The organism is Arthrobacter sp. ISL-95, from assembly GCF_018613695.1.
Taxonomy (GTDB): Bacteria; Actinomycetota; Actinomycetes; order Actinomycetales; family Micrococcaceae; genus Arthrobacter.
Map to the genome: position 1 here is coordinate 88,827 of NZ_JAGGPR010000001.1, position 15,742 is coordinate 104,568.

The window sequence follows — 15,742 nt, forward strand, 5'->3', positions numbered from 1 at the left end:
AAAACTCCCCAGATTTAGCACCTACTTCATCAAGGACAATCCATGACTGAGAACACTCCCGCAACCCCATTTCCGGCAGCGTCGCTGCTCGGCTACCCGCGCATCGGCCGCCGTCGCGAGCTCAAGAAGGCTGTAGAAGCCTACTGGGCCGGCAAGATTGACGCCGCTGCCCTGGACGCAGCAGCCAAGAACATCCAGCTCACCGTCGCCAAGCGGCTCCAGGAACTCGGCTTGACCGAAGCGGCGGCCGTCCCCGGTACCTTCTCCTACTATGACCAGGTCCTGGACACCACCGCGCACCTCGGCGCAGTTCCGGCCCGTTTCGGCAAGCTCCTCAACGCTGAGGGACAACTGGACATTGATGGCTACTTCACCCTGGCCCGCGGCAACAAAGAACAGCAGCCGCTGGAAATGACCAAGTGGTTCGACACCAACTATCACTACCTGGTTCCGGAAATCGGCCCGGAGACCGAGTTCACCCTCGCCTCCACCGCCAAGGTGGACGAGTTCGCCTTCGCCCTGGACAACGGTGTTGAGACCCGCCCCTACGTCGTTGGCCCGGTCACGTACCTGCTGCTCTCCAAGGCATCCGACGACGCGCCGGCCGGCTTCGCGCCGCTGTCCCGCCTCGAAGACATCCTCCCGGTCTACGTTCAACTCCTTGAAAAGCTGGCCGAAGCCGGAGCCAGCTGGGTCCAGCTCGACGAGCCCGCACTGGTAGTGGACCAGGACACCCCCGCATCCGAGATCGAAGCCGCTGTTGCACGTGCTTACGAGGTCCTCACCTCCGCCGCCAAGCGCCCCCAAATCATGGTCTCCACCCCGTACGGTTCGCTCGATGGCCAGCTTGGCACGCTTGCGGCCACCAACATCGATGCCCTGCACGTGGACGTCTTCAAGGGCGCCCTTCCGCCGGCAGCAGCCCTTGCCGGCCTGGGCAACAAGACCCTGGTTGCCGGAGTAGTTGATGGCCACAACATCTGGCGCAACGACCTCGCCGTCTCTGCTGCAAAGCTTGATGAACTGAAGGCCGCTGCCGGCAAGCTCGCCGTCAGCACCTCCACCTCCACCCAGCACGTTCCCCACGACGTTGCCGAGGAAGCTCAGCTTTCCGAGCAGCTGCGCAGCTGGCTCGCGTTCTCGGACCAGAAGGCCGTGGAAGTCAAGACCCTTGCCGACTACTTGGCAGATCCCGCCTCCGCGCAGACCGCCATTGACAAGGCATCCGCTGTGATTGCCTCCCGCGCAACCGCTGAAGGCGTCCGCCGTAACGATGTCCGTGCCCGCACCGAAGCCCTGACCGCCGCTGACTTCAGCCGTTCGGAATACTCGGTCCGTGAAGCAGCCCAGGAAGAGGCCCTGAACCTCCCGCCCCTGCCCACCACCACCATCGGTTCATTCCCACAGACCTCGGAGATTCGCTCCGCCCGTGCCCGCAACAACAAGGGTGACCTCACCAATGAGCAGTACGAGAAGCTCATGAAGGACGAGATCAAGCGTGTGGTGGACTTGCAGGAAGAGCTTGGCTACGACGTCCTGGTCCACGGAGAGCCCGAGCGCAACGACATGGTCCAGTACTTTGCCGAGAACCTCGAAGGCTTCGATGTCACCGTTCACGGTTGGGTCCAGTCCTACGGCTCACGCTGCACCCGTCCGTCCATCCTCTGGGGCGATGTCACCCGCAGCGCCCCCATCACGGTTGCCTGGGCAGAGTACGCGCAGTCCCTCACCAGCAAGCCGATGAAAGGCATGCTCACCGGTCCGGTCACCATCCTGGCTTGGTCCTTCGTCCGCGATGACCAGCCGCTGGGGGAGACCGCCAACCAGGTTGGTCTGGCACTGCGCGACGAGATCGCTGACCTCGAAGCTGCCGGCATTAAGGTCATCCAGGTTGACGAGCCCGCACTGCGCGAACTCCTTCCGCTGCGCAAGGCAGACCACGCTGACTACCTCAAGTGGTCCGTTGACTCCTTCCGCCTGGCCACAGCCGGTGCCGCCGACGCCACCCAGATCCACACCCACCTCTGCTACTCGGAGTTCGGCGTGATCATCGACGCGATTGACGGCCTCGAGGCAGATGTCACCTCCATTGAAGCTGCGCGATCCCGCATGGAGGTAGTTCACGACCTCGAGTCCCACGGCTTCGGCCGCGGGGTGGGCCCGGGCGTCTACGACATCCACTCACCGCGCGTCCCGGGTGAAGCGGAAGTTACCGAACTGCTGGAAACCGCTGTCAAGCACGTTCCGTCCCGGCAGCTCTGGGTCAACCCGGACTGCGGCCTGAAGACCCGCGGCTACGTCGAGACTGAAGAGTCCCTGCGCAACCTCGTCAAGGCAACCCAGACGGTACGCGCCACGCTGCTCGAAACCGCTAAGTAACTCAGTAAAAACGACGGCGGCCGCTCACCTCGAAGGTGACCGGCCGCCGTCGACGTTTAAGGTTGTTTTAGGACTCCCAGAGAATTTCGTCGTCCACCACGCCGTCTTCGTCAGCGGCCGCCACCAGCAGTTCGTCCGTGAAGTGTGAGCCGAGGGTGAAGTCCAGCACGAAGTACCGCTCCGGCTGGCCCGGGTAGATGGCCACGTGGCCGAGTTTGAGGGCCTTCAGGAAGACGTCATTGGTGAGTTGGCCTTTGTCGCTGACACCGAACACGGATTCGAGCTGCTCTTCTTTGAGCTGGGAGCAATGGAAGTGCAGGAACTGTTGGGGGTTGGTTCCGTCCTGGTCGAGTTCGTCGGCGATCATTTCCCTGACCTGGTCCACGAGTTCGGGCAGGAAGCGCAACCTGTAGTCCACCTTGCGCATGGCCGCCTCATCGAAGTGGTCGTGCGCGGTGACGTTGAGGTCCAGCTCAAGCTGGTTGCCGCCGAGTTCGTGTCTGGCGACGAAGCAATGTTCACGCCCGTGGTTGAGCTCGATCTCCCCAAAATGTTTGCTCGCTACCTTGCCCATGTGATCAATCTAACCCCATCAACCGGCGGGTTCCAGCACTTCGAGCCAATTCACCTCTGGAGGTTCCGACCCTTGACAGGAGCGGATCTCAGGGGGTGAAGGCCGCTCTTTCCTGAGGTGTCCCTGAGGGTGTCTGCGAGCAGCTGTGTGAACAACTGCACTTGGGCTGTCCGCTTTTCATTGATGAGCAAAGCGAACACGTTCCGCGCCAGCCGGATGTCCGGTACGTCAAGGACCACGACGCCGGCCGGCCGGTTCCGCAGCGCCAGTTCCGGTACCAGCGAGGCGCCCAGGCCGGCGGCGGTCATCTCCAGGCTCGCATGGAAGTCGTCGCTGTAAGCCACCACGCGGGGGTGCAGGTTGCAGCTGGCGAAGAGGCGTTCGATCACCAAGGCATCGCTGGTGCCGGGGTGGTGGATAATCCATGGCATGTCCGAGAGGTGTGCGGCTTCGATCTCGGCGTCTTCACGGATTTTCCATGATGCAGGCAGCACCACCCGGAAGTCGTCGTCGCCAATCCACTGGCGTTCCAGGGAATGCGGCCATGCCAGGCCGGATTGACCCACTTGATAGACCAGCGCCACATCCAGCTCACCGCCGCTGCGCAGGCCCTGGATGGTTTGTGCGGGCTCGGCCACGGACACGCGTAGCTCAATGCCCAGCCCGCTCCACCGTTTGTTTCGCAGGATCTCCGGCAGTACGTAGGTAGCCAGGCTGGGGAAAATACCCAGCCGCAGCTCCTGCGCGGGGGAGTCGTTGGTCCTTGAGGCCGCTGCCATAAGGGCCTCGACGTCGGTCAGCACCTTGGACGCATGCCGGGTCATGGTCACCGCGGCCTCGGTTGGTATAACGCTGCGGGCCGACCTTTGGAAGAGCTCGACGCCGGTATCGCGTTCCAGCGCTGCCATCTGTTGGGAGACTGCCGAAGCTGTGTAGCCGAGTTGGGCGGCAGCGGCTGCGAAGGATCCCAGCCGGGTGACCTCCATCAAGGTGCGGAGATGGAGAAGGTTGACCATCAACCGATTTTAGCTGTTCGCCACGCCACATTTTCAAAGTGTCACGACACGCCGTATCCGGGCGACACGCTGAAGATTAAATGTGGCTAAGTAGTCCACAGGGTGTGGATGACATCTCCCAATGTGGCGGAATCACGGACATTTTGAGAGCCCTTGCCTGTGGACGAGCGGTGGATTGAATGACATACTTGTAATACATCATCTTGGGGTTCCAGTTCTTCTCTTGCACTACATGTAGTATCGATTTACGGATTGAGCGGGAAACCAGCACAAGACAAAATCAGAGCGTGTTGGCTGTCACGGCAGCCCGCGGGCCGGTATCGGATTCAGTATTTAGTTCCGGTTGAGCCCGCCAGATACGAAGAGCGACAGACTTCAACTAAGGGGACAGGGATCATGACCGTAACGGTTTACACGAAGCCGGCCTGTGTTCAGTGCAACGCAACCTACCGGGCACTCGACAAGAAGGGCATTGCCTACCAGAGTGTGGACATCTCCCAGGATGCCGAGGCCCTTGAGCGTCTCAAGGCACTGGGCTACATGCAGGCACCGGTTGTCGTAACCGAGCAGGACCACTGGTCTGGTTTCCGCCCGGACAAGATCGAGGAACTGGCCCAGGCCGTTTCCTCCGTGGCCTAAGTTTCATTCAAACTTCGCCACCACAGCACACTAAGAATTCCTATGTAGTCGAGGTGACTCCCATGGCACCGCTGGCAGCGGCACCCGTACGCGATGCTGCGGAAGCTGTGACCACGAGGAGTCACCTCATCTACTTTTCCTCGACCTCCGAGAACACCAAACGATTCGTCCAAAAATTGGGTACGGATGCAGCACGCATCCCGCTATATGCCCAGGATGCTCCGCTGAGAGCCCTCGAACCCTTCGTCCTGGTACTGCCCACTTACGGCGGAACAAACGGCGAAGGTTCCGTGCCGAAGCAGGTCATCAGATTTCTCAACGATCCCAGGAACAGGGAACTGATCCGCGGTGTTATTGGAGCAGGGAACACTAATTTCGCGGACAACTACTGCGCTGCGGGGGACATCATCTCCGTCAAGTGCAAGGTGCCGCATCTTTACAAATTTGAACTCATGGGAACGCCGGAAGACGTTCAGCGGGTCAACGAAGGGCTGGAAAAGTTTTGGACACAACTGTCGCAGAAACAGAAGTAACCGGGGGCGCTGTGGACACGGTCAAGAAGCCGCTGCCTGAGGCTTTCAAGGGCTTGGGTTATCACGAGCTCAACGCCATGCTGAACCTGTATGGCCCCAACGGCGAGATCCAGTTCGAAGCCGATCGTGAAGCTGCGCACCAGTACTTCCTGCAGCACGTGAACAACAACACGGTGTTCTTCCACGACCTGGAAGAGAAGCTCGATTACCTGGTGAAGAACCAGTACTACGAGCGCGAAACCCTCGACCAGTACACGATGAACTTCATCCGCGACCTCTTCAACCGCGCGTACAAGAAGAAGTTCCGCTTTGAGACCTTCCTTGGCGCCTTCAAGTTCTACACGTCCTACACGTTGAAGACTTTTGATGGCAAGCGTTTCCTGGAGCGCTACGAAGACCGCGTCTGCATGGTTGCCTTGCACCTGGCACGCGGCGACGAAGACCTCGCCAACCGGCTCGTCGATGAGATCATCGACGGCCGCTTCCAGCCGGCTACCCCTACGTTCCTCAATGCCGGTAAGGCACAGCGAGGCGAGCTCGTCTCCTGCTTCCTGCTCCGCATTGAAGACAACATGGAGTCGATTGCCCGCGCCATCAACTCCGCGCTCCAGCTCTCCAAGCGTGGCGGCGGTGTAGCCCTCTCGCTCACCAACATCCGCGAGCACGGGGCTCCGATCAAGCAGATCGAGAACCAGTCCTCCGGCGTTATCCCCGTCATGAAGCTTCTCGAAGACAGTTTCTCCTACGCCAACCAGCTCGGTGCCCGCCAGGGTGCAGGTGCCGTATACCTGCACGCTCACCACCCGGACATCCACCGCTTCCTGGACACCAAGCGTGAGAACGCTGACGAGAAGATCCGCATCAAGACGCTCTCCTTGGGCGTTGTGGTTCCGGACATCACCTTCGAGCTCGCCAAGAAGAACGAGGACATGTACCTCTTCTCCCCGTATGACGTGGAGAAGGTCTACGGTGTTCCGTTCTCCGATATTTCGGTGACCGAGAAGTACTACGAGATGGTTGACGATTCCCGGATCAAGAAGACCAAGATCAGCGCCCGCGAGTTCTTCCAGACCCTCGCGGAGATCCAGTTCGAGTCCGGCTACCCGTACATCATGTTCGAGGACACCGTGAACCGGGCCAACCCGATCGACGGCAAGATCACCATGAGCAACCTGTGCTCGGAGATCCTGCAGGTTTCCTCGCCGTCCATTTACGCCGAGGACCTCAGCTACGAGACCGTGGGTAAAGACATTTCCTGCAACCTCGGTTCCATGAACATCGCCAAGACCATGGACTCCCCGGACTTCGGCCGCTCCATCGAGACGTCCATCCGCGCCCTCAGCGCTGTGTCCGACATGTCCTATATCAACTCGGTGCCGTCCATCGCGCAGGGTAACGCCCAGAGCCACGCGATTGGCCTCGGCCAGATGAACCTCCACGGATACCTCGCCCGCGAGCACGTCCACTACGGTTCCGAAGAGGGCCTGGACTTCACCAACATCTACTTCTACACGGTGCTGTTCCACGCTCTGCGCGCCTCCAACCGCCTCGCCATCGAGACCGGCCAGAAGTTCGGCGGCTTCGAGAAGTCCACCTACGCATCCGGTGAGTTCTTCGACAAGTACACCGAGCAGGAATGGGTTCCGGCAACGGAGCGCGTCAACGAGCTCTTCGCCGGCCACCATATCCCCACCCAGGATGACTGGCGTGAGCTGAAGGCTTCCGTCATGGAGCACGGTATCTACAACCAGAACCTCCAGGCCGTGCCGCCTACCGGTTCCATCAGCTACATCAACAACTCCACGTCTTCCATCCACCCGGTGGCCGCCAAGATCGAAATCCGCAAGGAAGGCAAGATCGGCCGCGTCTACTACCCGGCTCCGTACCTGACCAACGACAACCTGGAGTACTACCAGGATGCCTACGAAATCGGCTACGAGAAGATCATCGACACCTACGCCGCTGCCACGCAGCACGTGGACCAGGGCTTGTCCCTGACGTTGTTCTTCAAGGACACCGCAACCACGCGCGACATCAACAAGGCGCAGATCTACGCATGGCGCAAGGGCATCAAGACCCTCTACTACATCCGTCTCCGTCAGCTCGCGCTGGAAGGGACCGAGGTGGAAGGCTGCGTCAGCTGCATGCTTTAGTCAACCGTTATTGGTTGATTACTTGCGGTCTGGGCCGTACTCAAAACTAAAGAGCACGACGGCGGGTTGCTACCCGCCGTCGTAGGCTTATCTCAAGAAACCATCGCTTAAAGGGGATGACATGACCGAAAAGGTCAAGCTGCTGACACACGTCGAGGCCATCAACTGGAATAAGATCCAGGACGACAAGGACGTGGAAGTCTGGAACCGGCTGGTCAACAACTTCTGGCTCCCGGAGAAGGTGCCGCTGTCCAACGACGTCCAGTCGTGGCACACCCTGACGCCGGATGAGCAGCAGCTCACCATGCGCGTTTTCACCGGCCTCACCCTGCTGGACACCATCCAGGGCACTGTCGGGGCTGTTTCGCTGATTCCGGATGCGATCACTCCGCACGAAGAAGCTGTGTACACCAACATCGCGTTCATGGAGTCTGTTCACGCCAAGTCCTACTCGTCCATCTTCTCCACCCTGTGCTCCACCAAGGAGATTGACGACGCCTTCCGCTGGTCGCTCGAAAACGAGAACCTGCAGAAGAAGGCGCAGATCGTCATGGATTACTACCAGGGCGACGATCCCCTGAAGCGCAAGGTTGCTTCCACCCTGCTGGAGAGCTTCCTGTTCTACTCGGGCTTCTACCTGCCCATGTACTGGTCCTCGCGTGCCAAGCTCACGAACACGGCAGACCTCATCCGCCTCATCATTCGTGACGAGGCCGTGCACGGTTACTACATCGGCTACAAGTTCCAGAAGGGCTTGGAGAAGGTTTCCGAGGCCCGCAAGCAGGAGATCAAGGACTACACCTTCGAGCTCCTCTTCGAGCTGTACGAAAACGAAGTCCAGTACACACACGACCTCTACGACGGAGTCGGCCTGGCGGAGGACGTCAAGAAGTTCCTGCACTACAACGCCAACAAGGCCCTCATGAACCTCGGCTACGAGGCCATGTTCCCGGCTTCCGTCACCGACGTAAACCCGGCCATCCTGTCCGCCTTGTCCCCGAACGCTGATGAGAACCACGACTTCTTCTCCGGCTCGGGCTCCTCCTACGTGATTGGCAAGGCTGTCAACACGGAAGATGAGGACTGGGAGTTCTAGGTAGTAGTACTTCCCTGAAAGGCGGGCAGCGAGCAGTCGCTGTTCGCCTTTCTTGTGTCTCATCACGTTCTGGAGGGCCTGTGCCCTGGAAGTGGTGGGGCTTTGGATTGGTAGTTGTGTCCTGCGGGTGTGCGGAGTTCGAGGGTGTGAGTGTCCGCGGTGACTGGTTTGGCGGTCCAACCGGGGTTTTCCTTGGTGTGGTTGCAGGCCTCGCAGAGGCCTGCGCCGTTGTCCAGGGTGGTGGAGCCTCCGGAGTTCCAGGGCACGATGTGGTCGATGTGCCGGATGGGCGCGTCGCAGTAGGGCGCCGGCAGCTGTGGTCGCGGGCTTCGATGAATCGCCGGTGTCCATGCGGGAAGAGTCGAGCTTTGGAGTCCATGGCCAACAGCTGGCCGGTGGCAGGGGGGTGTAGAGCCGGCGGAGCCAGACCGAGAACTCGCCATCGTGGTTAGGCGGGATCTCCTGGCCGGCAGCCTGCCCCGCGTCGGGTACTGCTCCCCGGTCGGCGGCAGTAGCTCGTCCGGGTATTGCTGCCTGCCCAGGGTTTCTCGCGATTCCTGCACTTTCGGCATTCTCTGCACCGAGGAGATTTCTGACCCATTCTGCGGGCACGATTCCGTAGCCCTGAAGCCTGGCTGGTTCGCTGTCGCCCTGGAACAGTGTCCTGTCCGTTATAACGACTTGAAGTCGGACGCCCGAGACCCCGCCGGGAGTGCCCGTGGTGCGTTCAACAAGCGTGTCGGCCATGACCTGCCCACGGTTTCGGGGATCGCCGCTGGAGCGCGCAGAATCGGCCGTCCGGGTCAGCGCGGCATACACCGCAACGCCCTGGGCTACAGGAAGCAGCGCGGTCAGATAGGTCATGGTGTCCGGTGCCGGACGCAGACTCACCGTTCGTTCGTTGGCGGCATGGCTGGCCCGTTCAGCCACCGACCGTGGATCACGACGGTATGCAGCAGCTTTCGCGGCGGCGATGATGGCCTTGTCGCCGGCCCCTTCGAAGGTCCCGGCGTCGGGGACGAGCTCCTCATCCACCGCGCTCCGGTCCTCCACCGACAGGCACGCTGTTTCCTTGACGAGCAGCGTGGCCCGCCACTCGTTCAACTGGCCCGAGTTCAATGCCGCCAGGGTCCGCGGCATCTCTGTGACAAGAGCTTTGGCAAGCCCCAACAGCCTTGATCCACGGTTCGGTGACTCCCGTCTCGCCAACGCCACCTGGGCCCCTACACCCTTGCCGCGTTCTGCGGCAGGCACCCCAGCCTCGGCCTGCTCGGCTCGCTGTGCCAAGTCAAAAGCCACAGCAATCTGTGCTTGGAGTCCTGCGATGGCCGACTTCATTTCCTCCAGCACTCGCAACTGACTGATCAGATCGCCACTGATAGTGCCAGGCTGAGCCGGCACTCGGGAAATTGCAGGGAGATTGGCGACGGACACTGTCGCCTTCGCTGGCATTTCCCGAACTTGCTTCATGTTCCCACTCTCGCAGGGGGGCACTGACATTATTTAAGGCCTCGTCCGGGACGTTGCTGAACCATCCCACCCCTTGTCCGCGTCTTCACATCAGGGGAAGATCATCACATCGTCGGGAGGTTTGCCATGGTGCAGCTGGAGAAGTTCGAGAAGTACTTGATTGAAGAGTTCTACGATGACTTCCGGTCGGGGGACATGTCGCACAAGACATTCACCCGGCGGGTGGCATTCGTCATGGGAAGCATGACGGCGGCAGCGGGCGCCATGACCTTGGTGGGCTGTAAGCCGGAGGAGGTGCCGCGAGCCACGGATCCGATGCCAACGCCCTCTCCAACATCCAAGGCAGGATCTCAAGGGCCAGCCACTACGGCAGTTCCCAACGCCAAGAGCCCTTTGTCCGTTCCTGAGGGCGCCGCAGGTCTGACAACGGCGACAGTGACCTTCGACTCCGGCGGGACTGAAATCAGTGGCTACTTGGCCCGGCCCGAGGGTGGCCAGCCTGGTCCAGCCGTTTTGATCTGCCACGAGAACCGCGGACTGACACCTCACGTTCAGGACGTTGCCCGTCGCTTCGCCAAGGAAGGTTACGCGGCGCTGGCCTTGGATCTCCTAAGCCGGGAAGGCGGCACGGCGAACATGGATCCCGACGCCGTTCCGGGAGCGCTGACCCAAGCAGGCGCCGCACGCCACGTGGGCGACTTCAAAGCCGCGTTCGACTACCTCAACAGCCAGGACTTTGTGGAGCAAGGCCGCATCGTCATGGTCGGATTCTGTTTCGGCGGCGGCATTACGTGGCAGGCGAGCACGGAGATCCAAGGTCTCAAAGCCACCTCCGCGTTCTATGGGCCAGCACCGGACCTGGCCAAGGTGCCGACCATCAAGCCCGCGGTCTTTGGTGTGTACGCCGAGAACGACGCACGTATCACCGGCGCCATGCCCCAGCTCAGAGATGCCTTGGCTGACACCCAGGTCAAGCATCAGCTGAAGGTGTACCCGGGAGTTGACCACGCATTCCACAACGACACCGGTGAGCGCTACGTGGAGGCCCAAGCAACGGCAGCGTGGAACGACACCCTGGCGTGGTTCAAGGACAACGTCTAAGCCGCCATACCCGAGAACTCAGCCCTGCAACCGCGCAGCCTCGCTGGCCAACTCAGCCTCCAGGGTCTCGATGCTCGGCAGGCTCGCCACCAACTCGTCGGGCAAGGAGTCCGCGAGGGACGTCTTCCACTCCGCGATGCCCACCGGTGCATTGAACCCTCGGAGCGCGTACTCAGCCACCACGCTGTTCTTCTCCTTGCATAGCAGCAAGCCGATGGTTGGTTTGTCGTCCGCGTGCGCCATGAGGTCGTCCACGGCAGCCATATACATCCCAAGCTGGCCCAGGAAACCGGGTTCGAACTTCACGGCCTTAAGCTCGATCACCATGTAGCAGCGCAGCTTGAGGTGGTAAAAGAGCAGGTCAGCAAAGAACTCGTCCCCGGCAATCTCCAACCGAACCTGCTCCCCAACGAAAGCAAAGCCCTGGCCCAGCTCGAGCAGGAACTTTTCCACATGCTTCACCAATTGCACCTCCAGATCGCGTTCGGTGTGCCGCTCAGACATGGCCAGGAAATCAAAGACGTACGGGTCTTTGGTCGCCTGCTGCGCGAGGTCAGAGTCCGCACGGACCATGGTGGAAGCGAAGTTGGTGATCGCCTGCCCTGAGCGCTCGTGCAAGCGGGTGGAAATCTGGTGTGTCAGCACGTTGCGCGACCATCCATGCTGGGCAGCCGCCGCTGCGTACCAAAGCCGCGTGGCGGCGTCGTCGAGCTTTTCCAGCAGTGCGATCTGGTGGTACCAAGGCAATGTTGCAAGCGGCGCTTGCAACATTGGGAAGTCAGGCCAGGCTTGGGCGAAGCTCTTCATGTACCTCAGGTTCCTGGGGGAGAAGCCCTTCGCTTCCGGGAAGCGGGTACGAATGTCAGCGGACAAGCGCGTGACTACTTTGGCTCCCCAGCCTTGCTCCGATTCGCGCTCTGCGAGTTGCCGTCCAATGCTCCAGTAGGAATTCAGCAACTCACCGTTGGCCGCAGCCATGGCACGGGTCCGGCCCACGCGGATTTCCTGTGCCACGGTGTTGAGCAAGGTGGGGTACCAGTCGGGCATGGACGAAGCAGCCGGGACACTCGGAAATGATGCCTCGGTGGCGAGCTCTTGGGATGGCATGTTGCTCCTGTCGGTTGCTGTTGTTGCCACGCTAGGGGGAGGCACTGACAAAATAGGCGGGTGAGTGAAGCCGGTGAATTCGTGGACTACACCCTGCAGATGGAATCGACCTGGGAGAAAGCCGCCGAGACCAATGAGCGTCTGAGCGGGAGCCTGAAGGTGTATGGCGCGTCAATTGGCGCGGTACGGGGAACGGTGCGGGACGCCTTGAAGAAGTTCAAGGATCTCGGGCATGACGACATCACTGCCTTGAGCTCGGAATTATGGGAGGAGCCCGTTTTCGAGCGTCGCCTCGCCGCCGTGGTTCTGCTGCAGACGAAAGTAAAGCTCCTGATCAACACAGACCTGACCCGCATGGAGGGTTTTATCAGGCATGCCGGAACCAGGGAGCTGGTGGATCCTCTCGCCAAGGATGTGGTGCGCGCGTTGGTTGCACGGTTGGAGGGGCTGGCAAGGGACCGCGCGAATCGCGTCCTGGAACGTTGGGCCGAAGACCCTGACCCTGAACTGCGCCGCGCTGCTGCCCTGGCGACAGGCGGCACCGACCCTTGATAAGCATCAGCGACCCGCCTAGCGTTTCCTTCACCACATGCCAGTGACGCGAAAGGCAGGTTGTTCGATGAAATCGCTATGGTTGGACCGCGAATCCCGCTTTACCTCCGATGCCATCCCTGACGAGAAGCACTTTGACACGATAGTGGTAGGGGCAGGGCTCACTGGAATGGTGGCGGCCTTGCTGCTGTCACGATCCGGCCAGCGTGTGGTGGTCCTCGAAGCACGGACACTCGGTGCGGTCACCACGGGAAACACCACCGGCAAGCTGAGCCTCCTCCAAGGTGGTGCGCTCTCTGCTCTGCGGAGCCAGTATGGCCTTAAAGTGGTGCAGGCCTACGTGGAGGCGAACAAAACCGGGCAGGCCTGGCTCACCCAGTACATGGAGCAGCAAAGCATTTCGTTTCAGCGCCGGACGGCCGTCACCTTCGCAACCACGGACGACGGCGGCCAGCGGCTCCGCAAGGAAGCGGCGGTTTCGCGGGACGCAGGACTGGACGTCCACTTCAGCCGGGATGCCCGACTGCCGTTCCAGGTGGTGGAGGCATTGGAGCTCGAGGATCAGGTGCAGATCCACCCTATGGATGTCCTGGAGAACCTGGCTGGCGACATCAGGGACCACGGCGGGCTCGTTGTTGAGGACGTACAAGTGCAGAACGTCAGTGGGGAAAGGCCGTTGGAGGTCGCTACCCGAAAGGGAGCCTTCACTGCAGACACGGTTGTTCTGGCGACAGGAATTCCGATTCTGGACCGCGGACTCTACTTCGCCAAGCTCGAACCCAACCGTTCCTACGCTGCCGCTCTTCGCGTTCCGGGCGACTCGACCATCCCGTCCGGCATGTACCTGTCCATCGATGCTCCAACCCGCTCCCAGCGAACCTACCCGACTCCTGATGGTGAACTGTTGCTGGTGGGCGGCTACGGGCACCCGGGCGGCCGGGCCGTTTCGCCGAAGCAGCACCTGGATGACCTGCTGGGATGGGCCCATCAGCACTACCCCGGGGCCGAGGTCACCCACACGTGGTCCGCCCAGGACTACCAGGCAACCAACCTCATGCCGTTCTTCGGGAAATTGCCCAGGGGACACGGCCGGATCTTCTTTGGCACCGGCTACAACAAGTGGGGGATGAGCAATGGCGTCGCCGCCGCTTTGTCCATCACCTCGGACATCCTGGGTGGTCAGTCCGACTGGGCCACTGCTATCCATCACCGCGTGACTTCGCCCAAGGGTGCAGCAGAAGCCATCCGACACAATGCAGACATTGCGCGCCGGATGATCGAGGACAAGGCGAAGGTCAGGAAGAACCCGGAAATCACCGACGAAACCCGCCCGCCCGAGGGGACGGGCGTCGTCGGACTCTACAAGGGTGAACCAGCCGCTGTGTCCACTGTCGAAGGCAAAGTCTGCATGGTGTCCGCAAGTTGCGCACACTTGGGCGGACTCCTGGGGTGGAACGACGCCGAGAAGTCGTGGGACTGTCCATTGCACGGCTCCCGCTTCACACCCGAGGGCAAGTACCTTGAGGGCCCTGCAACCCATCACCTGCAGAAGTCGCCAATTAAGAAAAAGGACTAGCTGAGCCGATCGACGCGCCGCTTGGCTTGGTCCGCGGCACGTCGTTGCTGCGTGGCTGCCCGAACCGCGATCTTCTTCCCGGACTCGGCTGTTTCTGCGTCACGGGTACCTCCAATCAGCTCCGCTTCCAGGGACGCCAAGCGCTTCTTGGCGTCCTCGATGTCCGACTTGAGGTTTGCTTGGCGGGTTGACAGTTCGTTGACGAGGTCCCACGCTTTGGACGCAGCTTCTTCGGCAATCCGAGCCTCTTTGTCGGCTGCTTCGAATTCGCTGCGGGCCTCTTTCAACGCTGCCTGCTGCTTGGCCGCGCGCCGGTCTGCCAGCGACGTGGCCTGTTCTTGTGGTGCTTTCTTTGACGCAGGCGCATCTTTGGTGGGGGACCCTGACGCCTTGGTGCCAGCGCTCTTGGCGCTGCTCCTGGCCGCCGGCTTCGCGGTGGGCTCTTGCCCGGGTGCAGCCTGGTCCGCGGGGCCAGCGGCAGCAACTGCACCTGTAAGGTCTACAGACTCAAAGCCGCTGCCGCTCAGCCCACGTACCAGTCGGCCGGTCGTTACGGCAGCAGCCGCCCCGGCATCGGCCATGGCTGCCCTGAACGTCTGCTCAACGTCCGCTCCAGCCGCTGGGCTCAGCGGCGCTCCCAGTTCGCCGGCCAGGTCCTTGGCTGCATGCACGGCTGCTGACAGCTGCCCCTGCCGTTGCTGACCGAGCTCGCGGAAAGCCTCCGCATCGCCCTCTTCCTGGGCGGCTCTGAGCGAAACGCCAAAACGCACGACGCCGTCAATCACCTCGGGCTTGTGAGCGGACAGCATGTTGATGGCCCAGGCGGCGGCAGCAGGTTTGGGCAGACCGCCGATATCCTTCGCCAAGTCCTTATCGCCGGCGTCCTTGGCTTTGCGCGCCAGCGCAGATCGCTCAGCTGTAAAGTCGCGGGGCACTACGGCGTACAGCTCCTGGGCAGCATCGCGGAGGTCCATGGACTCATCCTAGGGTTTCAATCGGTAAGCCCTCGGGAACGAATCCACGATGCTCCGATGCTTAGGGTAGCCTAAGTCGAGTGGACCAGATCATGAGCTTGCCTTTCGGTGTTGCCCTCGCGGCGCTCTTCGCGATTGTCATGATCCGGGTCAACGCTACGTATTGGATTGGACGGGGCGCCGTGGCTGGCTTCGCCCACACCCGCTTCGGAAAATCCTTGGAGCGTCCCAAAGCAGCCCGGGCCCAAGCCCTGATCCAGCGATGGGGGCCATACGCCGTCGTACTTTCTTTCCTGACCATCGGTCTTCAGACGGCCATCAACCTTGCCGCAGGCGCCGCGCGGATGCCCCTGCGGCGATACCTGCCGGCAGCAATTGCCGGTTCGGTCCTCTGGGCGCTGCTTTATGCGACCATTGGCCTCGCCGCGCTGGAAGCGTGGCTTGCGGTTGCAGCGGCGTCGCCCGTCGGGGCCGGGCTGGGAGCTGTGGCCCTTGCGGTCATCGTCGTCTGGGTGGTGGTGGCCCGCAAGCGTCGTTCTGCGGCCAAATCAGCGGATACAGTGGTCTGAGTT

General features: G+C 61.3%; 13 protein-coding genes and 1 pseudogene. 9 read left to right on the plus strand and 5 right to left on the minus strand.

What is annotated here, in order from left to right:
* Positions 1-42 precede the first annotated feature (42 nt).
* Complete coding sequence (gene metE, locus J7I86_RS00465; protein ID WP_214814825.1) at positions 43-2,379, plus strand: 5-methyltetrahydropteroyltriglutamate--homocysteine S-methyltransferase; 2,337 nt, start codon at positions 43-45, stop codon at positions 2,377-2,379.
* Positions 2,380-2,446: 67 nt separating this feature from the next.
* Here the strand turns inward: metE and J7I86_RS00470 are convergent, their stop codons facing one another.
* Both J7I86_RS00470 and J7I86_RS00475 read right to left on the minus strand, forming a co-directional pair.
* Entirely contained in the window at positions 2,447-2,953 is a 507-nt protein-coding gene (locus tag J7I86_RS00470) for a DUF2004 domain-containing protein (RefSeq protein ID WP_214814827.1), read from the minus strand.
* A 50-nt stretch (positions 2,954-3,003) separates the two neighbouring features.
* Positions 3,004-3,969 carry a LysR family transcriptional regulator gene (locus tag J7I86_RS00475; protein WP_214814829.1) on the minus strand — a complete coding sequence of 322 codons (966 nt, stop codon included), beginning with the start codon at positions 3,967-3,969 and terminating at the stop codon, positions 3,004-3,006.
* Positions 3,970-4,365: 396 nt separating this feature from the next.
* Between J7I86_RS00475 and nrdH the strand changes: the two genes are divergently transcribed.
* From nrdH to nrdF, 4 genes are all read left to right on the plus strand, one after another.
* A complete protein-coding gene (nrdH, locus tag J7I86_RS00480; RefSeq protein WP_011775022.1) occupies positions 4,366-4,608 on the plus strand; it encodes a glutaredoxin-like protein NrdH in 243 nt (80 codons plus the stop codon).
* A gap of 62 nt (positions 4,609-4,670) precedes the next feature.
* The gene (nrdI, locus tag J7I86_RS00485; protein ID WP_159734007.1) at positions 4,671-5,141 is read left to right on the plus strand and encodes a class Ib ribonucleoside-diphosphate reductase assembly flavoprotein NrdI; all 471 of its coding nucleotides are present in this window, start codon (positions 4,671-4,673) and stop codon (positions 5,139-5,141) included.
* Positions 5,142-5,152: 11 nt separating this feature from the next.
* Complete coding sequence (nrdE, locus tag J7I86_RS00490) at positions 5,153-7,294, plus strand: class 1b ribonucleoside-diphosphate reductase subunit alpha (RefSeq protein WP_309476638.1); 2,142 nt, start codon at positions 5,153-5,155, stop codon at positions 7,292-7,294.
* A 121-nt stretch (positions 7,295-7,415) separates the two neighbouring features.
* Positions 7,416-8,390, plus strand: a complete 975-nt coding sequence (gene nrdF / locus J7I86_RS00495) for a class 1b ribonucleoside-diphosphate reductase subunit beta (protein WP_011775019.1) — start codon at positions 7,416-7,418, stop codon at positions 8,388-8,390.
* A 62-nt stretch (positions 8,391-8,452) separates the two neighbouring features.
* Here nrdF and J7I86_RS00500 read toward each other — a convergent pair.
* Positions 8,453-9,860 (minus strand): annotated as a pseudogene (locus J7I86_RS00500) (HNH endonuclease).
* 126 nt (positions 9,861-9,986) lie between these two features.
* Here J7I86_RS00500 and J7I86_RS00505 point away from each other — a divergent pair.
* Positions 9,987-10,961, plus strand: coding sequence for a dienelactone hydrolase family protein (locus J7I86_RS00505; protein WP_214814831.1), 975 nt, complete (start codon positions 9,987-9,989; stop codon positions 10,959-10,961).
* Between the two features lie 18 nt (positions 10,962-10,979).
* Here J7I86_RS00505 and J7I86_RS00510 read toward each other — a convergent pair whose 3' ends face one another.
* Positions 10,980-12,068 (minus strand): YhcG family protein, encoded by a 1,089-nt coding sequence (locus J7I86_RS00510; RefSeq protein ID WP_214814833.1) that lies wholly within the window; start codon positions 12,066-12,068, stop codon positions 10,980-10,982.
* A 60-nt stretch (positions 12,069-12,128) separates the two neighbouring features.
* Here J7I86_RS00510 and J7I86_RS00515 point away from each other — a divergent pair, with 60 nt between their 5' ends.
* Both J7I86_RS00515 and J7I86_RS00520 read left to right on the plus strand, forming a co-directional pair.
* Positions 12,129-12,620 (plus strand): DNA alkylation repair protein, encoded by a 492-nt coding sequence (locus J7I86_RS00515; protein WP_214814835.1) that lies wholly within the window; start codon positions 12,129-12,131, stop codon positions 12,618-12,620.
* 67 nt (positions 12,621-12,687) lie between these two features.
* Positions 12,688-14,196 (plus strand): FAD-dependent oxidoreductase, encoded by a 1,509-nt coding sequence (locus tag J7I86_RS00520; RefSeq protein ID WP_214814837.1) that lies wholly within the window; start codon positions 12,688-12,690, stop codon positions 14,194-14,196.
* Here the strand turns inward: J7I86_RS00520 and J7I86_RS00525 are convergent.
* Positions 14,193-15,170: a hypothetical protein gene (locus tag J7I86_RS00525; protein ID WP_214814839.1), complete on the minus strand. Its 978-nt coding sequence runs from the start codon at positions 15,168-15,170 to the stop codon at positions 14,193-14,195. The two genes, J7I86_RS00520 and J7I86_RS00525, sit on opposite strands and share 4 nt — an antisense overlap.
* Before the next feature lie 80 nt (positions 15,171-15,250).
* On the opposite strand from J7I86_RS00525, the gene J7I86_RS00530 reads away from it, so the two are divergent.
* Entirely contained in the window at positions 15,251-15,739 is a 489-nt protein-coding gene (locus J7I86_RS00530) for a VTT domain-containing protein (RefSeq protein ID WP_214814840.1), read from the plus strand.
* The last annotated feature ends 3 nt before the right edge of the window (positions 15,740-15,742 follow it).